This is a genomic window from Colwellia sp. KU-HH00111 (genome assembly GCF_040362745.1).
Lineage (GTDB): Bacteria > Pseudomonadota > Gammaproteobacteria > Enterobacterales > Alteromonadaceae > Colwellia.
Genome location: NZ_BAABWO010000007.1, coordinates 127881 through 151850, shown reverse-complemented (window position 1 = coordinate 151850; position 23970 = coordinate 127881). Strand labels below are relative to the sequence as shown.

22 protein-coding genes are annotated in these 23970 nt (G+C 38.4%); 10 read left to right on the top strand and 12 right to left on the bottom strand.

The features are described 5' to 3' along the window. Window positions 1-227 precede the first annotated feature (227 nt). From ltaE to seqA, 4 genes are all read right to left on the bottom strand, one after another. The gene (ltaE, locus tag ABXG98_RS13905; protein ID WP_353539289.1) at window positions 228-1247 is read right to left on the bottom strand and encodes a low-specificity L-threonine aldolase; all 1020 of its coding nucleotides are present in this window, start codon (window positions 1245-1247) and stop codon (window positions 228-230) included. 42 nt (window positions 1248-1289) lie between these two features. Then, window positions 1290-2342, bottom strand: a complete 1053-nt coding sequence (locus ABXG98_RS13900; RefSeq protein ID WP_353539288.1) for an aldo/keto reductase — start codon at window positions 2340-2342, stop codon at window positions 1290-1292. 209 nt (window positions 2343-2551) lie between these two features. Then, window positions 2552-3640 carry a succinylglutamate desuccinylase gene (astE, locus tag ABXG98_RS13895; protein WP_353539287.1) on the bottom strand — a complete coding sequence of 363 codons (1089 nt, stop codon included), beginning with the start codon at window positions 3638-3640 and terminating at the stop codon, window positions 2552-2554. A 125-nt stretch (window positions 3641-3765) separates the two neighbouring features. Continuing rightward, a complete protein-coding gene (gene seqA / locus ABXG98_RS13890; RefSeq protein ID WP_353539286.1) occupies window positions 3766-4353 on the bottom strand; it encodes a replication initiation negative regulator SeqA in 588 nt (195 codons plus the stop codon). Window positions 4354-4524: 171 nt separating this feature from the next. Between seqA and ABXG98_RS13885 the strand changes: the two genes are divergently transcribed. From ABXG98_RS13885 to ABXG98_RS13860, 6 genes are all read left to right on the top strand, one after another. Then, a complete protein-coding gene (locus tag ABXG98_RS13885) occupies window positions 4525-5328 on the top strand; it encodes an alpha/beta fold hydrolase (RefSeq protein ID WP_353539285.1) in 804 nt (267 codons plus the stop codon). Between the two features lie 147 nt (window positions 5329-5475). Next, entirely contained in the window at window positions 5476-5697 is a 222-nt protein-coding gene (locus tag ABXG98_RS13880) for a DUF2788 domain-containing protein (protein ID WP_353539284.1), read from the top strand. After that, complete coding sequence (ybfE, locus tag ABXG98_RS13875) at window positions 5697-5978, top strand: LexA regulated protein (RefSeq protein WP_353539283.1); 282 nt, start codon at window positions 5697-5699, stop codon at window positions 5976-5978. Before ABXG98_RS13880 ends, ybfE begins: the two co-directional genes overlap by 1 nt. 35 nt (window positions 5979-6013) lie before the next feature. Further along, window positions 6014-6538, top strand: a complete 525-nt coding sequence (gene fldA, locus ABXG98_RS13870) for a flavodoxin FldA (RefSeq protein ID WP_353539282.1) — start codon at window positions 6014-6016, stop codon at window positions 6536-6538. 173 nt (window positions 6539-6711) lie between these two features. Beyond that, window positions 6712-7155 carry a ferric iron uptake transcriptional regulator gene (gene fur, locus ABXG98_RS13865; protein ID WP_353539281.1) on the top strand — a complete coding sequence of 148 codons (444 nt, stop codon included), beginning with the start codon at window positions 6712-6714 and terminating at the stop codon, window positions 7153-7155. 64 nt (window positions 7156-7219) lie between these two features. Beyond that, window positions 7220-7678: a methyltransferase family protein gene (locus tag ABXG98_RS13860; RefSeq protein ID WP_353539280.1), complete on the top strand. Its 459-nt coding sequence runs from the start codon at window positions 7220-7222 to the stop codon at window positions 7676-7678. Between the two features lie 40 nt (window positions 7679-7718). Here the strand turns inward: ABXG98_RS13860 and ABXG98_RS13855 are convergent, their stop codons facing one another. After that, window positions 7719-8288 carry a PhnA domain-containing protein gene (locus ABXG98_RS13855; RefSeq protein ID WP_353539279.1) on the bottom strand — a complete coding sequence of 190 codons (570 nt, stop codon included), beginning with the start codon at window positions 8286-8288 and terminating at the stop codon, window positions 7719-7721. A 204-nt stretch (window positions 8289-8492) separates the two neighbouring features. On the opposite strand from ABXG98_RS13855, the gene ABXG98_RS13850 reads away from it, so the two are divergent. Beyond that, a complete protein-coding gene (locus tag ABXG98_RS13850) occupies window positions 8493-9389 on the top strand; it encodes a sensor domain-containing diguanylate cyclase (RefSeq protein ID WP_353539278.1) in 897 nt (298 codons plus the stop codon). Between the two features lie 16 nt (window positions 9390-9405). Here the strand turns inward: ABXG98_RS13850 and ABXG98_RS13845 are convergent, their stop codons facing one another. Next, window positions 9406-9486, bottom strand: coding sequence for a DUF3465 domain-containing protein (locus tag ABXG98_RS13845; RefSeq protein ID WP_353539402.1), 81 nt, complete (start codon window positions 9484-9486; stop codon window positions 9406-9408). A 283-nt stretch (window positions 9487-9769) separates the two neighbouring features. Here ABXG98_RS13845 and ABXG98_RS13840 point away from each other — a divergent pair, with 283 nt between their 5' ends. Both ABXG98_RS13840 and kynU read left to right on the top strand, forming a co-directional pair. Continuing rightward, window positions 9770-10612 carry an alpha/beta hydrolase gene (locus ABXG98_RS13840; protein ID WP_353539277.1) on the top strand — a complete coding sequence of 281 codons (843 nt, stop codon included), beginning with the start codon at window positions 9770-9772 and terminating at the stop codon, window positions 10610-10612. Then, window positions 10609-11844, top strand: a complete 1236-nt coding sequence (kynU, locus tag ABXG98_RS13835; protein ID WP_353539276.1) for a kynureninase — start codon at window positions 10609-10611, stop codon at window positions 11842-11844. The genes ABXG98_RS13840 and kynU overlap by 4 nt, the downstream gene beginning before the upstream one ends. 287 nt (window positions 11845-12131) lie before the next feature. Here kynU and ABXG98_RS13830 read toward each other — a convergent pair whose 3' ends face one another. The 3 genes from ABXG98_RS13830 to ABXG98_RS13820 form a co-directional block, all read right to left on the bottom strand. Then, on the bottom strand, window positions 12132-14117 hold the full coding sequence (locus tag ABXG98_RS13830) for a putative bifunctional diguanylate cyclase/phosphodiesterase (protein ID WP_353539275.1): 1986 nt from the start codon (window positions 14115-14117) through the stop codon (window positions 12132-12134). Next, window positions 14114-14998, bottom strand: coding sequence for a type 2 periplasmic-binding domain-containing protein (locus tag ABXG98_RS13825; protein WP_353539274.1), 885 nt, complete (start codon window positions 14996-14998; stop codon window positions 14114-14116). The genes ABXG98_RS13830 and ABXG98_RS13825 overlap by 4 nt, the downstream gene beginning before the upstream one ends. Window positions 14999-15674: 676 nt before the next feature. Beyond that, window positions 15675-16094, bottom strand: coding sequence for a PaaI family thioesterase (locus tag ABXG98_RS13820; protein ID WP_353539273.1), 420 nt, complete (start codon window positions 16092-16094; stop codon window positions 15675-15677). A gap of 520 nt (window positions 16095-16614) precedes the next feature. Between ABXG98_RS13820 and sstT the strand changes: the two genes are divergently transcribed. Beyond that, window positions 16615-17844 carry a serine/threonine transporter SstT gene (gene sstT / locus ABXG98_RS13815; protein WP_353539272.1) on the top strand — a complete coding sequence of 410 codons (1230 nt, stop codon included), beginning with the start codon at window positions 16615-16617 and terminating at the stop codon, window positions 17842-17844. Window positions 17845-17875: 31 nt separating this feature from the next. Here sstT and tilS read toward each other — a convergent pair whose 3' ends face one another. The 3 genes from tilS to dnaE all read right to left on the bottom strand — a co-directional run bounded on the left by tilS (window position 17876) and on the right by dnaE (window position 23969). Next, window positions 17876-19267 carry a tRNA lysidine(34) synthetase TilS gene (gene tilS, locus ABXG98_RS13810; protein WP_353539270.1) on the bottom strand — a complete coding sequence of 464 codons (1392 nt, stop codon included), beginning with the start codon at window positions 19265-19267 and terminating at the stop codon, window positions 17876-17878. Window positions 19268-19291: 24 nt separating this feature from the next. Continuing rightward, entirely contained in the window at window positions 19292-20248 is a 957-nt protein-coding gene (accA, locus tag ABXG98_RS13805) for an acetyl-CoA carboxylase carboxyl transferase subunit alpha (protein WP_353539269.1), read from the bottom strand. A 148-nt stretch (window positions 20249-20396) separates the two neighbouring features. Beyond that, window positions 20397-23969, bottom strand: coding sequence for a DNA polymerase III subunit alpha (gene dnaE / locus ABXG98_RS13800; RefSeq protein ID WP_353539401.1), 3573 nt, complete (start codon window positions 23967-23969; stop codon window positions 20397-20399). Window position 23970: the final 1 nt, after the last annotated feature.

The window sequence follows — 23970 nt, the reverse complement described above, 5'->3', positions numbered from 1 at the left end:
AACTGATACACAAGATTGTTGCACAATGATCTTGAGAGGTTTTTGCGATAAGTGAGCAAAAATGTTTACACTGAGGTTAAATCGACTTTATTTAGCTATAGCGCTAAGTCAATTAATTGTTGAATTTGAGATTAATGAAAGCTTCCTAATAACATTAATTAAAATATGACTAAAAAGCTTATACCATATAAGGTGTTATGCTGTCGGTTTCAGGCGGTTCAAGTTATCTAACAATATTTAAACATGATTCGTTCAAATTCTTTTACGAATATATCAATATCATTGGTGCTAATATCAAGATGAGTGACTAAACGCAAATATTGACTGGGCGTTATCAATATATTCTTTTGCTTTAACTCGTTTGCAATTAACTTAGCATCTATTGTTGATGGCAGTTTTGCGAAAACCATATTAGTTTGTACTTGATTGGTATCAACGCTAATACCCTTAATATTTTTCAAAGCAGTCGCTAAATACATCGCATTTTGGTGATCGACTTTTAATTTAGTAATATTATCAGTCAATGCAACTTTTGCAGCCGCCGCTAAAAGGCCAACTTGCCTCATACCACCGCCAAGTACTTTTCTCCACCTTCTTGCTTTGGCAATGAATTCCGTTGAGCCGAAGAGTAATGAACCTATGGGGGCACCTAAGCCTTTAGATAAGCAAACAGTTATAGAGTCAAAGTGTTCTGATATTTTTTTAATATCCACATCAAGTGCTACAGCTGCATTGTATACTCTAGCCCCGTCTAAATGTAAACTCAGCTTATGTTTATCTGCAAACTCTCTTGCTTGAGCTAAATAATTCAATGGCAGCACTTTGCCATTAATGGTATTTTCTAAACTCAATAGCCTAGTCCTAGCATAATGAGGATCTATTGGCTTTATGTAACCTCCAAGTTTAGATAAGCACAAGGTACCATCTTTTTCATTTTCAACCGGCTGAGGTTGAATAGATCCCAAAACGGCGGCACCGCCACCTTCAAATTTATAATTATGCGCTTGTTGACCACACAAATATTCATCACCTCGTTCACAATGCGACATCAAAGCCAATAAATTAGCTTGTGTGCCTGAACTACAAAACAGAGCATCTTCAAAGCCGTGGTTTTTAGCTGACCACGATTCAAGTTCATTTACGGTTGGATCATCACCATAAACGTCATCGCCTAACTCAGCGGCACTCATCGCTTGACGCATTTTTTCGCTTGGACGGGTAACAGTATCAGATCGAAAATCTATCATGATAACTCCTATTTTTTATTATTTGATTCATAAACATCCCCATTAAAAAGGAACGGGATATTGTTTTAATATCTTGTTTATTTCAATAATTACTTCTTTGGATAAAAAGCGATCATAAGCCGTGATATTTTCTTCCAGCTGTGCCATTGTTGTCGCACCAATGATAGTAGAAGTAACACCATTTACTTGATCACACCAAGCAAGCGCCAGTTGAGCTGGCGTTATATGATGTTGCTTAGCTAAATCAACATATGCTTTAACAGCAGCATTACTCGTATTGGTATCCCTAAAAAGCCCCTGTCTTTGCATGTAAGTCCATCGGCTGCCTGCCGGGCGAGCGCCATCAATATATTTCCCGGTAAGTAAACCACTTGCCAATGGAGACCAAGGTAAGTAGGCAATGTTTTCATGTACACAGTTTTCAATTAAGTACGGCCAATCTTTTGTGTGCAGTAGGCTAAACTCATTTTGAATAGAGACAATGCGAGGCAAATCATATTGTTCACTTAAGCGTAAATATTGGTTGATGCCCCAAGGTGTATCATCAGAAAGCCCACAATAGCGAATTTTTCCGGCATTAACACTGTCTGCTAAACCTTGTAATATATCGAGCATTTGCTCTGTTTCAATTGTACTATCTTCGACTAAAAAGCCATCACTGTTGGGCCAATGCTTACCAAAGTGAGGGGATTGGCGATTGGGCCAATGTAACTGATATAAATCGATATAATCAGTTTGTAAACGCATTAATGATGCATCAATAGCCTGTTTCACTGTTTTACCTGAAATAGGGCTACCTTCACGGATATAAGCCAACCCAGGGCCGGCAATTTTTGATGCCAAAACAATGTCTTGTCGTTTGTCTGGGTTTGCCGCCAGCCAATTACCTATAATAGTCTCTGTTTTGCCATAGGTTTGCTCAGAAGGAGGAACTGCATACATTTCAGCAGTATCTATAAAATTAACCCCTTGAGATAAAGCAAAATCAATTTGCTCATTTGCCTGTTGTTGGTTGTTTTGAACTCCCCAAGTCATACTACCTAAACACACTCGAGACACATTTAATGGGCTACTGCCTAATGGTACATATTTCATATTATTTATAGTCCAAGGTAAAAAATCACACGGTAAAAGTAGACTAACAAAAGCGTTAGTCTTTTCACACAATCTTGTTCATTTAAAAAGGTACAAATCAAAAAGTAAAGTTTATGGCGTGGGGATTCGACTGAAAACTTAAAAGGAAATCAAACTACTAACTAATAAATTAAGTGAAACAACCACTGAGGCTGTTTCATTCATCATATTTATTGAGGGTTTATTTCTACTGGCACCACGGTTAAGAGCGCACGTTGGCCAATAGCGACATTCGCATTGGGGAAAATAATAGCTTCGCCCTCTTTCTGGGTCTTAATTTCTTGCTCGCCATCAATAGCAATCACTGTACCTACAGGAAAATCAGTGAAATTTTCAACATCGTCACTAAAGTTCAGAGTGAATTTTTGATGATTTCTATCAATAATTTGGTCTATTTCAAAAAAACTAAAATCATCGCTATTGTATTCAGGTAATGCTAGCGCTTGCCCTGAAACTAACGCTGTTAAACTAGCAGTTACTCCTGCAAAGTTGTTCATATCATTTTCGCCAAAAGGTTTAACTTTACCTAGCTCTACCGTAAAGGCATGAGCAGCAAACTCATTAGATGAAAAGTAACTAAAGGTGGTGGTTGGCGAGTTAGAAAACAAAATGGTATTAACACCACATGCCAGCATAAATTGTAATTGCTCTTTCACCCAAGGCTTATTGTGTCTAAAAGGGTAAACCGCAAATTTATCATTTTTAGAACCACGAATTGCGGTATGCAAGTCATAATGAAAACGCTGCCCTTGGCCTTGATTAAAGAAATTAGCAACAGTTTGTTCTAACAGCAATGCGCGGTGACGCTCTGAGTTTATCAACCCCACGCCTTGACCTTGATCTTGAGAATGACCACCAGAAAATAGCCGGTTTAAGTTTTCTTCGACAAAGCGTTTACCGATATTAATTGATGCCGGATTACCAAATAAGAATAACGTTCTATGCTCAAGGTGTAACTCACCTAGCACTAACTGTTTAATTAATTGACTACAAATTTCAATGGGTGCAGTTTCATTGCCGTGTACAGCACTTGATAACACAATATCCTTTTTAGATGTATGACTTAACGGTTCAAAAAGTATAATACCCGTATCAAGCACCGACACTTTAGTGTTTGCTTGAGTCGAGTGACATACCACATCAAAACTAAATGCAGGCATTGAAACTTCATGGCTACGGGTTAAATGTAAAAAATCACCATTTTGTGACAATTGTGTTTGTAATTGTTGTGCTGTTAATTGCGCTTGTGGGTAAGCCATGTTTAACCTTTAACGAATGTAATGTGTACTAACTTCACTTGCATCAGCATATTTAAGGCTATAGCTCTATCAACCAGCAAACCAAGCTGAGCAAAGCGAGTCGTTTTTATAAACAATGAGGTACTCTAGAGTAACTCTCTAATTTTTTCCACCTCGGCTTGACCATAACCTAAAGACGTTGCCGCCTTAGTTAACATCATTTTTTTACGAGTAGTATTTGAGTTAGTCATTACCCAAAACGGGCTTTGCGGTATTTGTTTAGGTTTAGTGCTACTGCCACTTTCCGCGAGTTCTGCCTCGGTACGGGCAAAATACAAACGATCGCGTCCGCATATTTCCGTGACCACGTTAAATTGCTGTGGATGAGCACGATATAAAGCAGCAAGAATTAGCAAAAAGCGCCCCACAGCCCCGCGTTGCATTGCCAGCTCTTCTTTATTAATAAAGTTAAACACGGTTTCTGAAGAAAGTTGCTTAGGTGTGGTTTCGGGCACAGTATCATGACTTTCAGTGGATTCAGCAACTAAGGGTGATTGCGTTGCAGTTACTGACGCTTCAGCTTCAGTAGTAGCGTTGCTAGATGAAACCGTGTCACTATTAGTATTATCAAGGTGCAGTAAACGACGTAAAATGCTGGACGCGCTTTCGCCAATTGACTGGGTATTGGAAACAATATGAAGATATAGTTCATCGTCTATTTCAATGTTTTTCATTTATCACTGACTTCTGTAATTTTTAATTGCGACGAGATTATAACAATTAAATGAATTAAGGGTACACCATTGAATAACAATTATTAAGTTGCCAATTAGCCACACATATTTAGCATTAGTTTTTTCCATGGTAAAATCATCTCAGTTAATAATTAATAGGTCTATACCCCTATGACAACAGAAAGCTCGGCACAACAACACGACCAACACTTAAACTATCAACAGCTAGGCAATGGCGAACACATCGTTTTAATTCATGGTCTATTTGGCAGTTTAGAAAACCTCAATATGGTAGCTAAGCACTTAAGTCAATATTACTGTGTGACAAGTGTAGACGTGAGAAATCATGGAAACTCCTTTCATAAAACTGGCATGAGTTATAACGAGTTAGCTTTGGATGTTATCAACTTACTTGATCATCTAGCCATTAACCGTTGCCACCTGTTAGGACATTCAATGGGAGGTAAAATTGCAATGCAAATAGCACTTAACACCCCTGCAAAAGTCAAAAAGTTACTAGTAGCAGATATTGCTCCCATTCAATACCCTGCTCATCACCAACCCATTATTGCCGGTTTACAAGCAATAGATTTAACTAAAGTAAAAAAACGCAAAGATGCGGATGCTCAATTAGCTCACTATGTTGATGATGTTGGCGTAAGACAGTTTTTATTACGTAACATTGTTAGTAATGCTCAAGGACAATTTCAGTTCAAGTGTAGTTTAAACAATATAGAACAGGGATATCAGCAAATAATGCAAGCTAATCAGGCTGATAACGGGCAACCATTCACTGGCGCAACTTTGTTTATTAAGGGGGGGAATTCAGATTACATTCTACCTGAACACCAATCTAGTATTGCTAAACTGTTTCCAACAGCAAAGGCAAAAGTAATTCAAGGTACCGGCCATTGGTTGCATGCAGAGAAAACTGTAGCATTTAATAAAGTGGTAACAGACTTTTTAGCAAGCTAACTGGATTGACCCATGGCTTTGATAAAGATCAACAACAATAATAGTAAAATAAGCTAGAATTTCTAGCTCAATCACCATGAAAATAATGAGTTTGTCTTCACACTATGCTATAGTGCGGCAAATTTTTAGGTTGACATATAAACTTGCATGCTAGCGGAACATATAGAGCTAATAGAGGCCATAGGTCTTAATTTATTTTTTCTTTTTATTTTTGGTTTTATTGGTTTATCTATTCATGATGTGATGAACAAAAATGATGTTCCAAAAATGGGACGTTTTGTGGTTTATTTTGTTCTATTTTTAGGCTGTGCCGGTTTTATTGCTAAAGGAATTATTCAATTCATCTGGGAAAGTCAGGGAGTTGGCTAATGGCAAAAGAGATAGCAGATTTAACCACCCTTGATTTATTTAATGATGAAAAGCGTCCTGGGCGTCCCAAAACGAGCCCACACCCACGCAGTGTTCAAATTAAAATAAATAAGCGTAATCAGGTTAAACGAGATAAAAACAAGGGTTTAAAGCGTGTCGAGTTTAAAATTCATCACAGCGTATTTGAACAATTAGAAGCTTTGGCTAAAACAAAAGAGATTAGCCGAAGTGAGTTAATAGAGTCGCTATTGATCGAGTCTTTAGCGAAAGAAAGTATTTAAATTAATAGTAAATTGAAGTAATAAGGTAAATACCCATGGCAATCGTAGGTTTATTCTTCGGTAGTGATACCGGTAATACAGAAGCTGTAAGTAAAATGATCCAGAAAAAACTGGGTAAAAAAATGATTGATGTCAAAGACATCGCCAAAAGCACTAAAGAAGAAATCGCTGAATTTGATTTACTTATTTTAGGTATTCCCACTTGGTATTATGGTGAGAACCAGTGTGATTGGGATGATTTTTTACCTGAACTTGAAGAAATAGACTTCACTGACAAATTGGTTGCTATTTTTGGTTTAGGCGATCAAGAAGATTACGCAGAATACTTTTGTGACGCAATGGAGCCCCTTCGCGATATTGTTGAAAGTAAAGGCGCAATTGTAGTTGGAAATTGGCCAACTGAAGGTTATGAATTTGAAGCATCGAAAGGTTTGGTTGACGAAAATACCTTTATTGGTTTGTGTATCGATGAAGATAGACAACCTGAGCTAACCGAAGAACGTGTGACTAAATGGGTTAACCAACTTAATGATGAAATGTGTTTAGCAGAGCTTGCTTAACCCTACCTTAATCAAGGTTATTAAGTCTATAATGTCTCAAAAAAGCCCATTAATTGGGCTTTTCTTCTTTCTACAATAAATTTTTTATAAATAATGAAACTAAGGCTTTAATCAAACCGCTTAAGCCCCTATACTTTTATTATTATTTTTTACCTTAAAGAGAATATATTTACATGGCAGAGCAAAACGAAGAATTAAAAAGAGCTGGCTTAAAAATAACCCTGCCGCGTATTAAAATTTTATCTATGCTTCAACAGCCGAAAAATCAACATATTAGTGCTGAAGACGTTTATAAAATTTTGCTTGAGCAAAACGAAGAGATTGGTTTAGCTACGGTGTATCGTGTACTTAACCAATTTGATGATGCTGGCATTGTTACCCGTCATCATTTTGAAGGTGGCAAATCAGTATTTGAACTTGCCCACAAAAAACATCACGACCATTTAGTTTGTCTAAAATGTGGCAAAGTTGTCGAGTTTGAAGATGATGTTATTGAACAAAGACAAACCGATATTGCTCAATCGCACAATATCACCTTAACTAATCACAGCTTGTACCTTTATGGTGAGTGTGAAGATAAAACAGCATGTGAAGCTTACCGAAAGGCAAACCTTTAGCACAGCTCTAGTACTAAAAGAACTTTAGAGAGCTAACAAACGTGAGCTAAAAGGGGGAACAGTTATGACGCTAGAATTAAAGGTTATCCCCCCTGTACAACTTATTATTTCCGCGTTATTAATGTTTGGCTTGGCTAAATTATTCCCTCAAAATTACTTTGAGTTATCAGCCCGCTTATACTTAGTTACTCCCATAATACTGATCGCAAGTATTATCGGTATTTTGGCACTTTATGATTTTCATAAACATAAAACCACATTTCATCCACATACCCCAGAAAAAACCAGTAAAGTGGTCAATACAGGGGTATTTGGCTACTCTAGAAATCCAATGTACATCGCTTTGGTTTTAACCTTAATCGCATTGGGTGTGTACATACAAAATTACACTAGCTTTATTATTATTCCTGTATTTATTTGGTATATAACCCGCTTTCAGATCATTCCTGAAGAGCGAATGCTAGAAAAGCTTTTTCCTAATGATTACCCAGCATACTGTCAAAAAGTAAGGCGCTGGCTCTAGGAGGCAACTTTAATGTCCTTCAATTCCTCCGCTGATACAATCACGCTTTTTTCAAATAGGCCGCCACTAACACAATACGTGTACCGTTTACTTTACCTTCAATATGCTCGGGGTTGTCAGTTAAAGTTATGCCACGGACTAACGTCCCTTGCTTGGCGGTAAAATTAGCACCTTTAACTTTTAAGTCTTTAATCAAAGTCACATCATCGCCATCTTGTAACTCTGCACCATTACTATCTCTGGTAGGGCCTTCACGTTGCTCTGCAGCAATCCCCTGCTCAGCCCAAGTTCTAACAGCATCTTCTAAGTAAATCATATCTAACGCATCTTGCGCCCAACTCTCTGTTGATAGTTTATGCAACATCCGATAAGACACAACTTGTACCGCAGGCTCTTGATTCCACATGCTGTCATTTAAACAGCGCCAGTGGTTATGATCTAATTCACTGTCACCATCAATTTGGCTTTGGCAGGTTGAACAGATATAAACACATTTCTGTGCACTTAAATCACTTTTAGGCGGAACGGGGTATAGACTTAGGTTGCTGGTTGAGGCACAAAGTTCACAGCTGTTATTACTGCGTTGTTTTAAAGCTTGTTCGCAAGGCATGGTTTTTCCTAATATCAATAAGATGAATAAAAATTAACTGTACTATTATACCCAAATAAAGATGATAATTATAAAATCATACCCAAATAAAGTTGATATTTAAAAAAATAAACCAAACCGAGATAGTATAGACATAGTAGAAAGTTAATTATCCGTTATAATGATCATAACTAATGACTCATAATTATATTTTTCTGAGGTATTGTGGAAACTGAATTACAATTAACACTGAAGAAAAAGGATTTTGAAAACCTAACTGAAGCGCTTAAATTAGCGTTTGATAACCATTTGCAATGGCTTAGTGATTTAAATTTCGCCATGATTTGCCAGCCCGAACAATTGATTCAGTTTTGCAAGAGCGCAGAGCCACATCGTGACTGTAAATTTGGACAGTGGTATTACAGTGTCGAAAATAGTGCGCTGTTAAACCACTCTTCTTTTATCAACTTAGGCAAAACACACAAAACCTTGCACCTTAGTGTGTGCAACTTGATTGACGAGTTTACTGAATACGGAAAACCAAAACAAACAACCTACCTAGATTTTAAGCGCATTGAAGAGCTTTTTTTAAATGATATAAAACGTTTTTTACATAACAATATTGAGGCAGGTGTAAATACAGATCATTTAACCGAGTTACCCAATCGCCATGCTTTAGATATATTTTTAAAACAAGAACTTAAACGAATTAAGCGTCAAAATTATCACAGCAGTATCGCCATGTTAGATATAGATTACTTTAAAGCAATTAATGATAAACATGGCCACAGTGTCGGTGATGCTGTATTACAAAAATTCTCTAATTTATTAGCTACTAATATTAGAGATTGTGATTTTCTTGCCCGTTATGGTGGTGAAGAGTTTATTATCTATTTTTCTGAAACTGATTGTACAGACTCTTTCGAAGTAGCTGAAAAACTGCGTAATTTGATTCAACAACAGACAATTGCAGTTGCTAACAATCAGTTTATTTCGTTAACCTGCTCATTTGGTATTGCTGAATTTAATGAGAATAAATCAATAAAAGAGTCGATCGCAGACGCCGATAAAGCTTTATATCAGGCAAAAGAAAGTGGTCGCAATAAAATTGTAATTAACTAAACAAACATAGTGATAACTATTGGTAGGTTTTACTTTTATGCTTTAACCACCGTGCCACATGAAACCCGTTCGGATCTTTATGAGTCCAATGAACAATATCATCTTTTATATAGATTTATTACAACAATTAAAAATTATTGACTAAAAGAGCCTCAATAGGTGTGTGCAGTAAACGATTGTTTAATAACTCACCGACAGAGCGAGGTAGATGATATTTTAAATAATCTGAAAAATTAGCGGTCACAAAGCTCACATGCGTTAGGATATCTCATAAGTGCTTCGGGCAATAGCAGTAGAAGTGCTGTAACTTAGATCATTATATTAGTGGTAATAAACAGTGTTTTAGCACTGCTTTTTTGTGTTTGTAAGGAGTAAGGCCTGTGGCCAAATGGTTTATTTTGATAATTATTGTATTTAATTATAGCAGTTTTACTAGAGCTAATACTTTGGTATTTCCCAATATCGATAATGATGTGCCTTATTCAAAGGTTAGCAGTTTACCCTACAGTGAAGCTGATGAAAGACTAAAATACGGCACAGATGACTCTCAATATGCGCTGCTGTGGCGCGGTAATGATACCCTTCGCACATCACAACCTTTTGTGGTTTTCATACATGGTGGCTGTTGGTTAAGTGCTTACGATATATCCCACAGTTATGCTTTAACATCTGGCTTAGCTCAAGCGGGAATGGATGTGTGGTCCATAGAATACCGACGTACTGGCGATACCGGTGGTGGCTGGCCTACCACTTTTGACGATATATTATTGGCAATTAAACGGATAGCTGCTTATAACTCTGCTGAGTTCGACCTTAGCAAAGCGGTTTTAGTTGGACATTCAGCAGGTGGGCATTTAGCTTTATTAGCCGGTAGTAAGTTACCACAACTACAGGCTGTAATTGGCTTGGCAGCTATTACAGACATAGCAGCATACTCTCAGGGTAATAATAGTTGTCAAAAAGTGACCGAAAAATTTATGGGTTCGTCTTTAGCTGACAACCCCGCATTATATGATAATGCTAACCCAGCCAAACAGCCGTTACATCCATTTAGCTATTTACTGCATGGTAATAAAGACACCATAGTGCCTAATAGTGAGTTACAAAATACCAAACACTTAAAAACAACATTGCCAGGCGCGGGTCATTTTGATTGGTTACACCCGGGCTCAGAAGCCTTTACACTCTTAGTCAAAAAAATAAAAAGCAACAATAAATCATGAAACTAGAACAAATTAAACAGCTAGATAGTATTGATCCACTTGCAGCGAAGAAACAGGCGTTTGCCCTACCTAAAGATACCATATACTTAGATGGTAATTCTTTAGGAGTACTACCTAAGGCAGTAAAAACACGGGTTGATGACGTATTGTCTCAGCAATGGGGTGAGGATCTGATTACCAGTTGGAACCGACATCATTGGATAGATCTTCCTATTCAAGTAGGTAATAAAATTGCACCACTAATTGGCGCCGAAACAGGTCAGGTTATTTGTTGTGATTCAACCTCTGTTAATTTATTTAAAGTGTTGTCTGCGGCATTAAAAATGAATTCAACACGGCATAAAGTGCTCTCTACAATCGACAACTTTCCTACCGATTTGTATATGGTTCAAGGACTACAGGCATTGCTTGGGGAAGACTTGTGCCAATTAGACATGGTACAAGAAGCTGAAATAACCCAACACCTAGATGAGTCTGTAGCCGTTTTAATGCTGACTCATGTAAATTTTAGAAGTGGTAAAGTGCTTGATATGCACAAGCTAACTCGCCAAGCCCATGAGCTTGGGATTCTAGTTATTTGGGATTTAGCCCACAGTGCTGGTGCCTTGCCGGTTGAGTTGGATCAGTGCGAGGTGGATTTTGCGGTAGGCTGCGGCTATAAGTATTTGAATGGTGGCCCTGGCGCCCCTGCTTTTTTATACGTTGCAAAACGGCACCTTGGCAAAACACAACAGCCTCTATTAGGCTGGATGGGGCATGCACAACCCTTTACGTTTAATGCTATTTACCAACCAGCAAATACCATCCATCAATATTTAACCGGTACCCCAAGTGTGATCGCAATGAGTGCCTTAGACGCTGCTTTAGACCTGTGGCATGATGTTGATTTACATCAAATACGGGAAAAATCACTGGCTCTTGGTGAGTTACTTGTTTCGTTGGTACAGCAGCAACCTAGCTTAAAGGATTTTAGTTTAGCGTCACCTACATCGAAACATCAGCGCGGTAGTCAAGTTGGCTTTACTCATCCAGACGCCTATGCTATTTGCCAAGCATTGATTGCTGAAAATGTCATAGCTGATTTTAGAGCGCCTAATATTCTACGTTTTGGTTTAACGCCTCTGTATACATCATTTCAAGAGGTAGAAAGAGCTGTATCAATTTTAACCAAAACAGTCCAAAGTAAGGTTTATAAACAAGCGCGTTTTATGCAAGCACAAAAGGTTACCTAGTATGGAAATGAGCTTTTTAATCTATCAGTGATACTAAATTTCATTTTACCAAATATTATGTAATTGATAGCGAAGTGACGGATGTTTCGGCTGATGCCATATAAGACCCTAATTTTAATGAAATTACTTTATTTCTTTTAACAATTAAAAACCTTTACGTTTTCGCCAAATTAATTATCGCTGGTTCACCGCAACAATGTAGGCTGATGGTGTTTATTGGCCAAAGGTTCGGGTTTTTAGCTCTAATACAGGCTGTGACCTGGTCAATAATAACCTAGCTAAATTGGTTAGCTTTGTAAACGAAGTAAAGATTCAAAAGCATTGATCTCAACTGGAGGACTACAAACGTATCCTTGATAATATTTACAGTTTAATGCCCGTAAGTAATCAACCTGGGTGGAGGTTTCAACACCTTCTGCCACCACGCTTAATTTCAGTGTCTGTGCCATATTAATAATGGTCTCAATAAATACCGAGCCTTCTTCTGTATTGTAATCATCCAAAAACGCCTTATCAATTTTCAGAGTGTCTATTGGGAATGATTTAAGGTAAGACAAAGAAGAGTAACCCGTACCAAAATCGTCTAATGATATTTGTACACCAAGTGCTTTGATTGCGTTAAAAGTTTCATGTACAGCATCACTATCATTGAGAAATATATACTCTGTAATTTCTAGAAAAACATTCTCAGCATTGACTTCATGGGTATCAAGTAAAAACTTAAGATCTGAAACAAAATCTTCCTGCTTTATTTGTTCGGCTGCAACATTAATCGATAGCTTTATCTCAATGTTGTTAGATTGCCATTTTTTAAGTTGCTTAATGGCTGTTTCTAGTACCCACTTCCCTAATTCAACTATAAAACCATTGTGCTCAGCAATAGGGATAAAAACATCAGGAGGGATAAATTTATTGTCGGCACGCTTCCAGCGAATAAGTGCTTCAGCACCAATTATTTTTCCAGTTTTGACATCATTTTGCGGTTGATAATATAGTTGATATTGATCATTGTTAAGTGCTTCACGCATAGTATTAGTTAACTCAATATATTCCTGAGTTTTGGCATTAAGTTCTTCGGTAAAGAAATGATAGCCTTTTCTGCCACGTGCCTTTGCTTCGTACATGGCGATGTCAGCATTTTTCATCAATGATAGGAGGTCTTCACCATCTTTGGGATAAAGCGTAATCCCGATACTACTTGAAACCTGTATAGGATAGGTGTTAATCAGCCAAGGCTCCATCAACTTCTGTTGTATGCGCTCTATAATTTCAGACAATTCCAGTACATCATTGTAATGGGTCAATACAATCACAAACTCATCACCACCAATGCGAGCAACCACATCATTAATCCGCAAGATATCTTTGATGAGGTGTGCAACATTTATTAATAGTTCATCACCTATATCATGACCCAGCGAATCATTAACCGACTTGAAGTGATCTAAGTCCAGAAACAACAGAGCAAATTCTCTGTTATCTCTTTTACTAATATCAATAATTTGCTCTACCCTTTCTTGTAAATGATTTCTGTTGGCAAGCCCACTTAGTGAATCAGTTCTTGATTGATTATATAGCTCTTGCCTTTCTTGCTCTAACCGTTTAAAAGTTTGCACCATAGAGGCACGTATATACTCGATTTCTTTAACTCTAAACGGTTTAGGAATTGTTGAGTTATAGTATGCGTATTGCCGCAAAATTTCTAATGGCACGGCAATAAGGCGACCAATAACTAGCCAAATAATTACAATGGCAACAAGTGGGATCAGTAAGAATAATACAACATAATCCCGCTTTACTTGGATGAAATGATGGGTGATGTAAGCCTTATCAAGATAGAAAACCAGTGTGTAGTATTTCTTTGACTTACCTTGATAATAATAAATATTCTCTGTTAATGCTGTTTTTTCATGTAACAGCGTATAGTAACTGGTATCAGAGTTTGCAACTAGCTCACCTACATTAGATATTTTTGTATGGTTTGGATCGGTTGTCATGACCATTTGGTCGCCATTAAATATAGCAATAGCACTTAGGTATTTATTATTAGCGGCCTTTCTATCCAATAGAGGTCTGGCGCTTGTAATAGGACTTTGCTTGATCTGTTTTGATAATACATAAGAAAGCTCAGAAAGGTCATTATTAATTCTGCCAACAATCACCTCTGCCGTTATATCCCGCTGAGTAAAATAGTAATGAGCGAACACAGTGAACATAATGGCTACTAAGAAAAAGATCAGACTAAAAGTAACTTGTTTAACCGTAAACTTCATAAGAGATCTATCAGTGGAAATGATGCCCCCTGTAAGCGCGTTTTTAGCGCATGATCAAGGTCTTTGTGGATCCATACTATATTGTCTAACCCTTTAAGGAATTCTTCATAACTCACGCCTACAAAATACGGGGTGATGGTGTCATAGTATTCTTTAGGATTAGTATGTAACGAGAGTATGGCTTGGTCAACTATTGTCTTCAACGCGATAAATTGTTCTCTATGGGCATCTAGCTCTTCTTTTTGGGTAAAAACTGCACCTAGAACAACTAGATCTAACTCATTTTTAGTCGATATTATCTCTTTAAAACCATTATTTTTCAGCTGAATGTCATACGGCATATAGGTCACAATAATGACGAGTTTATTGGGGCTATTATTTTGCATGGCCGATATATCATTTTGATCTCGGTCTATATAATTAATTCGGCTTTCGTCAATGTTAAACTTACGAATAAAATCATTCAAAACGATAATGTTTATTGAATCCATCTCAAGGTAGGCGTCAATTTGACGAGTACTACTTTGAAGTGCTGAAATCGATTGATTACTCATAATCATATCGCCACCATTGGAAAGGTCAAATAACATAATAGGGACTAAGTCCGGTATCTTGGAAGTTAACACTGAATGCTCGTACTGTGTACCACCAAAAGCATCAGAATTACCCGCCTTATAAAGATGCACATTCTCATTCAATGAAACCACGTTAATCAGTTTGATGTCGATAGGATCGAGTAGCCCTTTCTCTTTAGCATAAAAAAGTGGTGTATAGCCTATCCAATTGGTAACAGACACTCTAAGCGTGTGATCGTGTATATTTGGCTGACATGAGCTAATCAACAATAAAAACAGGACTCCAAGTGCTAAGCCAGCTTTCATTTCAACTCCTATTTTACTTTAAACTATAGAACTACATCATGATTGGCATATTTATTTACCGCTAAATGAGGGTCATTAGAGCCATCACCTTTGATTCTATCTTACGCCTGAGTCATGTCGAAGCACTGATTAATTAACTAAAAATGCTGATTGATACAGTATCAGGAGACGTCGTTAAATGAAATACTCTACCTGTGCTCGTTATCTCCTCTTGACACTAAAATCCTATGATTGCCTGTTTTAATTGAAGCATCCCATCGTTACTTTTGCAAATTCCATGCATTTGCCCAAAATCACTGGCATTAATCTTGACCAATTTCTTACTCTAAACTCGTCCTTCGTTTCCCAGCATTCAAAGTTTATTTAGCACCTGTTCAATTCAATTTTATTAATACCCTTTACAAAACCTTTATGACTATGCCAGCTTTTATCAATGTTATTGATGGTAAAAAGGTCCCCCTGTTCTAGAATGGCCTAATCATTTACCTCTGACGATTAAATACAATATCAATTTCGTAGCGTAATGAATATACACGATGAAAACCTAACGTGAAACTTCGAACGATTGTTTTCTCTCAATATTTTGCGGATAAAACAATGAACTCTTGCTCGCCAAAGGTAGTAAGAGATCTCAGCTAGAGTTAATTTCTGATCGCCCCTTGTCATAACTTTATGGCTAGCATAACTGATTTTTTTTTGGGGGAATTGAATAAGTGCCTACAACATGTGCTACAGGTTTAGGATCCCCTTCTGAATACAAAGATACCTCACCAACAACCAATGTTTTACCAACTTTTAATAAATTACATTCACCGATAATAGCTTTTGTAGATATAGGCTTTCGCATAAAGTTAATGGTCATATTTGTGGTAACAGTGAGTGAAACAATACCTATTTCGCCTAATATAGCAACGTATAAAGCATAATCTGCAACTGCCATTAAAACCGGACCAGCAACAGTGCCACCAGGTCTCATCTGCTCAAAGCCAATTTGTTGTTTAACAATTGATGATTGCTCACCAACTTTTTCAACAATACATTTTGCTTGAGGGAAATCTGTTTTTAGAAAGTTAATTATCTCTTCTTTAGTTGCCACAAACTTTTCCTTAATAAGTAAGCACTCCTATTATAGAAGCATAAAGGATAAATGCTTTATTAGACTGAGCTGGTAGGCACAGCCTATACGGTGTTTGTTTTGAATTATTTATCAAGAAGGAAGTTAGTGAAACTGTCAATTGAAGTTTCACTAACTTCCTTACTCATTTTTTACGCACTATTATAATGTTATTAAGCCAGTGTACCTGAACAAGTACATTTTTCAATACACCTTGATTTAGCTTAATAGTCAAAATCCACACTGATTGACCCGTGATTGATTTGATTAAAACCACAACAGTAAAAGCATGTGATTGCTGTAGTGACTGTATATTTTTAACCCCTGTTGCTAGACAAATAACATTTTCACGCTAGGGGACACTAAAGTCAAAATTCGTGCCTTTGACTTTACTGATATTGAAACTATCGCTATTTTAAATAGCCTGAACGTATAACTATAGACAAAACCTAGCAGCAATGATAAAAACCCTGCTTATAACAAATATAATTTAGGCGCAAGTATGACAACCCGCACTCCATCTAACTCATTTTCTGGTAAATTAACCTCGCTAGGTTTGGTATCACAAATCATTATTGCCATTATTTTAGGTACTATGCTCGCTGTTGCAAGCCCTGAAATAGCGCAATCTTTTGCTATGCTTGGTAGTTTATTTGTTAGCGCATTAAAAGCCGTTGCGCCTATTTTAGTATTAGTGTTAGTGGCTTCAAGTATTGCAAATCAAAAGATTAATAGTGATGCTCAGCTAAAACCAATTGTAGGCTTGTATTTACTTGGTACGCTAAGTGCTGCCTTTGTTGCTGTCATATTAAGTTTCTTATTTCCTACTAGCCTAACCTTAGATTTAGCCGGTGCAAGTGCTAACCCTCCACAAGGATTAGGAGAAGTATTATCAACGTTAGCCTTTAAAGTGGTAGAAAACCCAATCAGTGCAATAGCTAACGGTAATTTTATTGCGTTACTTGCTTGGGGGCTAGGCTTAGGTTTTTCACTCAAACACGCAAGTGTCCAAACAAAAAATACACTGCATGACTTTAGTGAGGCTATCTCAAGTATTGTGCGTATTGTTATACGATTTGCACCCGTTGGCATATTTGGTTTAGTAGCTAATACCATTGCTACTACAGGGTTTTCTGCCTTATGGGAATATAGCCACTTAGTGTTAGTATTACTAAGTGCAATGTTTATTATCGCGCTACTAGTTAACCCATTGATTGTTTTTTTAATCACTAAAAAGAACCCCTACCCGCTAGTTTTTATGTGCCTGCGTGGCTCAGGAATAACCGCATTTTTCACCCGTAGCTCTGCTGCTAACATTCCAGTCAATATGGCGTTATGTAAAAAGCTGGAACTTCATGAAGATACTTACTCGGTTTCTATCCCGTTAGGTGCTACCATAAATATGGCAGGTGCAGCAATAACAATCACGGTTTTAACCCTTGCTGCAGCGCATAGCTTAAACATTGAGGTTGATTTTGCTACCGCAATCTTGCTGTCTATTGTTGCATCAATTTCAGCTTGCGGAGCATCAGGTGTTGCCGGTGGCTCTTTGCTATTAATTCCACTGGCATGCGGATTGTTTGGTATTAACAACGATGTTGCCATGCAGGTTGTCGCTATTGGCTTTATTATTGGCGTTATTCAAGACTCAGCTGAAACAGCACTTAATAGCTCTACAGATGTTGTATTTTCTGCCGCTGCATCACATCATATAACTAAAGAGTTGTCTTAGTTAAGCAACACCATAAGCACAGACATTGAGTTTATTGAGCCCAAGTTATTTTTACACTGGGCTCTGTCGTCTCAATTTTTTGAGATAGCGGGTGTTTTTTGCTATTGGCCATATACGCTTGGCACACAAACAAACCTACTGCAGCCACTAGCGTATCATCATAATATAAAAAGGGTATGCGTTTACGTTGCCACGGGGGAATAGCTAACTCTTGCAGTACCTTCTTTAAACTTCGAGAATGCTGTCGATAATCAGGTAAACATTTTGGATTAGTATGAGTAAAACTTATAGTAATCTTTTGCCCTGGTTTGGGTAACTTAAGATACTGGCTGTTTTCATCAACCTCATTAGCCGTTGTGATCACACAGTTTACCTTGCCTAACTTATTCGGCAATACAACCTTGCTCGATGTTTTAGCTAACAATAAATCAGTTTGCCACTCACTAACATCTTCAAAGTCTGCTGTTAAAAATAAACGCCCTTTAAAGCGACGAAGATAGTATTGACCCACTTTTACCGCTGGGTTTTTATCATCAGCTGCCGCTAATTGTAAATGCAATTGTGATAACTGCTCTGAACTTGGCATAATACAATGATTTTGTTCTAAAAAATAACGAATAAGATTATTAAACCGAGCTTGAGATAATTCCGCTAATGCTGTGACTGATAAACAATCAACAGCTTGTTGGCAACGACTCAAATCTTCGTTTGCCAGTTCATCAAGCAATAGCTGCCCTTCGAGACAATGCTCACTACTGCGATTAATAGTACGGGTAATACTCGGCCAGCGCTTGTTCAATAACGGCATGATTTCGTTACGTATAAAGTTACGATCAAAACGCGTATCAGTGTTTGACTCATCTTCAATCCAAGTTAATGCATGTGTTTTTGCATAATCAATAATCTCAGTGCGCGTTATCTCGAGCAGAGGTCTAACTAACAAGTCTTTCGCTTTTTTTGTTTCAGCTGCCATTGCAGATAAGCCTTTTAAACCTGAACCGCGTTTAAGAGCTAATAGCAAGGTTTCAGCTTGATCATCACTATGGTGACCTGTAATGATTAATGAGGGTTGAGCATAAATGGAATGCAATGCCTGATATCGTGCATCTCGAGCTAATGCTTCTAATGATTGCTGAGCTTGGGCTTGCACATTAACTTGGCAAACCTTCAACGTTAGGCCAAATTTATCACAGGTTTGTTGAGCAAATAACTGCCAAGCTTGCGCATTGACGCTTAAGCCATGATTGACATGACAAACTGTTACGTTATCCAATATAGTTATAGGCGTGGGAGATTGTTGCTTTAAGGTAGCAATGGCATGCAGCAATACTTGTGAGTCAACACCGCCACTGTAGGCAATAACCAGTGGCATGTTGGAATAGTGACTAAGGGCACTAAGCAGTGCGGACTCAATTTTGTTCATTCGCTAAAAGAGCTAGCGCTAGGGTTAACAGTAACCAAACGACATCAATTTATCGTATCGCTTATCAATCAGAGCGTCTTTCTCTAGCGGGGCTAAATCAGCTAAGTCGGTTTTAATCGCTTGTTTTAACATCGCTGCCATTTGATCCATATCTCGATGTGCGCCACCTAATGGCTCTTCAACAATGCTATCAATTAACTCAAGCTCTTTAATACGCTGTGCGGTAATCCCCATAGCTTCAGCAGCAGTCGAGGCTTTTTCCGCAGTTTTCCATAAAATAGATGCACAGCCTTCTGGTGAAATAACCGAATAAGTTGAATATTGCAACATGTTAACTTTATCGCCAACACCTATAGCAAGTGCACCACCCGAGCCACCTTCACCGATAACAGTGCAAATGATAGGTACAGACAAACGTGCCATCACTTTTAAATTAGTTGCTATGGCTTCACTTTGACCTCGCTCTTCAGCGCCGATGCCCGGATAAGCACCAGGAGTATCAATAAAGGTAATAATTGGCATATTAAAACGCTCTGCCATCTTCATTAAGCGCAATGCTTTACGATAACCTTCAGGACGAGGCATACCAAAATTACGCTTAACTTTTTCTGAGGTTGAACGGCCCTTTTGATGGCCTATTATCATCACAGCCTGACCATCTAAACGGGCAGTACCACCAATAATAGCCTTATCATCAGCATAGGCTCTGTCGCCAGCTAATTCGTCAAACTCAGTAAAAATACGTGGAATATAATCTAGGGTATAAGGACGTTGAGGGTGGCGAGCAACACGCGCAGTTTGCCAAGGATCTAGGTTGGCAAAAATCTTCTTAGTTTGCTCTTTATTTTTTTCACGCAACTGGGTAATTTGCTCTTCTAAATCAAGATCAAGCTCTTGACCATTATTAACGAGTTGTAACTCTTCAATTTTTGCGTCAAGTTCGGCAATGGGTTGTTCGAAGTCTAAAAAATTTAATGACATATGCTGCTCTGTACCTAATATAAGTGCACCTAAAAAGTGACCTTAAAATGTGTAGTTAATGTGTGCTTATTACCGATATTATAGCAAGTTGACTGCAATCGATAACACTTAATTGTTAAGATTATTTATTATGTTTAACTGTTCTTAGTTACTTGAACTGTAAGGTAACGCTATCTTCACCTAATAGTTCTTTTAAATCATATAATAACATATCTGCTGGCGATACTCGCCATTGTACGCCAAGTTCTAACATGCCGCGAGCTTCTTCTCGTTGATAAAACACGCGTACTGGACACGTGCCTTCTTTATGTGGAGTAAGCACCTCGGTAAATTGCTCGATAAAACAATCACTCAACTTGTTTTTATCCACTTTGATATCTAAAGACGTAACATAGTTTTCCCGCGCATCAGCTATGGTCATGATATCTCGGGCGGTCATTGTATTACCTCCTGAGTAATCATCAAAGCTGACCTGTCCACTGCACACTAAAATAGCATCAGTTGTTAGTATTTCAGCAAACCGGTCATAATCATCGGGAAATAACCGCACATCCATGCGTGCACTTTTATCATCAAGTGTCACTAATGCCCAGCGGCGCCCACGTTTGTTAACCATAACGCGCACGCCAATCACTAATCCAACAGCAACTGCTTGCTTATCCCGCCCGGTTGGCTGCATACTGACTAAGCGCCCAGTTGCATACTTTTTAATTTCCGTTAAATAACGATTAATTGGGTGGCCTGTAAGGTATAAGCCTAAGGTTTCTTTTTCACCTTCAAGCCAAACCTCTTCTGGCCATTTCTTTACTGTTTTAAATGTTTGACGCGAGTCTGTTTGTTCATCGTTGATCAGACCAAACAAGTCATTCTGCCCTAACAATTCCGCTTTAGCGTGTTGCTCAGCAGCTTTTATTGCTTCAGGTAAGGTTTCAAATAACGCAGCTCTATGTGGTAAGTCTTTGCCATCACTGGTTAATTTATAGGTTGGTCCGAGTGCATCCATGGCACCAGATTTAATCAACTTTTCTAACACTCGTTTATTGGTTTTCTTAAGATCTAAACGCGCACAAAAATCAAATAAATCAGTAAATGGACCGCCCGCTTGACGAGCTGCAATAATCGCTTCAATAGGACCTTCACCAACCCCCTTAACTGCGCCAATGCCATATACAATTTGATTGCTATCATTGACGGTAAATTTGTATTGTCCAGCATTAACATCAGGTGGTAATAAATCGATGCCCATATTGCTGCATTCATCAACTAAAGTAACAATTTTCTCGGTGTTATCCATATCGGCTGACATTACAGCCGCCATAAATGGCGCAGGGAAATGGGTTTTCATCCACAAGGTTTGATACGAGACTAAAGCATAAGCAGCAGAGTGGGATTTATTAAAGCCGTAGCCCGCAAATTTTTCTACCAAATCAAAGATTTTAATGGCTAATTCGCCATCCACACCGCGATCTTTTGCCCCTTGCTCAAAACCTGCTCGTTGTTTTGCCATTTCTTCTGGCTTTTTCTTACCCATAGCCCGGCGTAACATATCAGCACCACCAAGCGAGTAGCCTGCCAATACTTGGGCGATTTGCATTACTTGTTCTTGGTATAAAATAATACCGTAAGTAGGCTCTAAAACAGGTTTCAAATCAATGTGTTGCCACGTTGCGTCTGGGTAGCTAATTTCTTCTCGCCCATGCTTACGCTCAATAAAGTTATCTACCATGCCCGATTGCAAAGGCCCTGGACGAAATAATGCAACCAAGGCAATAATATCTTCAAAACAGTCTGGCTTTAATTTATCAATCAGCGACTTCATTCCGCTTGACTCTAACTGAAACACCGCGGTGGTTTGTGAGGCTAATAGCAAGTTAAAGCTGGCTTTGTCTTCAAGATCTATGCGGGTAATATCAATCGGTGGCTTGCCAGCTTTAATAAGTTTTTCATCGGCCATTTCAATGGCCCATTGCAAAATAGTAAGGGTGCGCAGTCCTAAGAAATCAAATTTAACAAGCCCGGCATCTTCAACGTCATTTTTATCAAATTGAGTCACCGGATTTTTGCCTTCATCGTCACAATAAAGCGGGGCAAAATCAGTAATGGTGGTCGGTGAAATAACAACACCACCGGCATGTTTACCGGCATTTCGTGTGGTACCTTCAAGAATACGACACATATCAATCAGATCTTTAACTTCACTGTCTTGTGCGTACACCTCGGGCAATTTAGGCTCTTCTTCAAACGCTTTCGCTAAAGTCATGCCTGGGGTAGGCGGTATAAGCTTTGAAATACGATCAACAAAACCATAAGGATGACCCAATACTCGACCTACATCACGAATAACGGCTTTTGCTGCCATGGTACCAAAGGTAATGATTTGTGAAACGGCGTCACGGCCATAGAGCTCGGCAACATGATCAATAACTTCATCACGTCTGTCCATGCAAAAATCGATATCAAAATCAGGCATAGAAACACGTTCTGGGTTTAAGAAGCGTTCAAACAGTAAGTCGTACTCAAGGGGATCAAGATCGGTAATATCTAACGCATAGGCAATTAATGAACCCGCACCAGAGCCACGCCCTGGACCAACAGGAATGTTATTATCTTTACTCCATTGGATAAATTCCATAACAATCAGGAAGTAACCCGGAAACCCCATATTATTGACCACTTCAAGTTCAATGGCCAAACGTTCATCGTAGGGTTTTCTTATTTCAGCAAAGTTGTCAGCATCGCGATCAAACAGTTTATCTAAACGCTTTTCTAAGCCTTTTTCTGATACTTTAATAAAGTAATCATTAATTTCTAATCCATCAGTTGGGAAATCTGGCAATACATATTCACCTAGGGTCACGGTAACATTGCATCGTTTTGCTATTTCTACTGAGTTTAGTAATGCCTCGGGTATATCACTAAATAGCTCGCACATTTCTTGCTCTGAGCGTAAATATTGCTCAGAACTATAGCGCTTGGGGCGACGTTTATCATCTAAAGTAAAGCCATCATGAATAGCAACGCGAATTTCATGCGCGTCAAAATCATCTGGCGATAAGAACATTACTTCATTGGTAGCGACAACAGGAAGTTGAACTCGGCTGGCTAAATCTACCGCTAAGTGCAGATAATTCTCTTCATCTTCGCGGCCGGTACGAATTAATTCAAGATAAAAACAATCAGGAAAATGGGTTTGATAAAAATTAACCATGGAACTGACTAACGCCTGGTTGCCTTTGATGAGTGCTTTGCCTATATCACCTTCGCGCCCACCCGAGAGTAGTATTAGCCCAGCTTTAAACTCTACTAACCAGTCTTTATCTATCACCGCTTTATTTTGTAGGTGACCTCGCATATATGCTTTAGAAATTAATTCCGTGAGGTTTTTATAACCAACATTATTGGTAGCCAGCACTACCAGCCTTGAAAATTCAGTGCCAAGCTCTTCACTTTGCACCCATAAATCACAACCGATAATGGGTTTGATACCCGCTCCGTGAGCGGCATGATAATACTTAACTAGCCCGCAGAGGTTAGTTTGATCCGTAAGGGCGATTGCTGGCATATTAAGCTCAAGCGCTTTAGCAACAATTGGCTTAACCTTTTTTAAACCGTCGCACATTGAGTAATCACTATGCACGCGCAGATGAACAAAGCGCGGCTCTAAAGCAGTATCGGCTAACTCAGTAGCGGGCGTTAATTCAGGAAACGGTTCGTGGTTCATC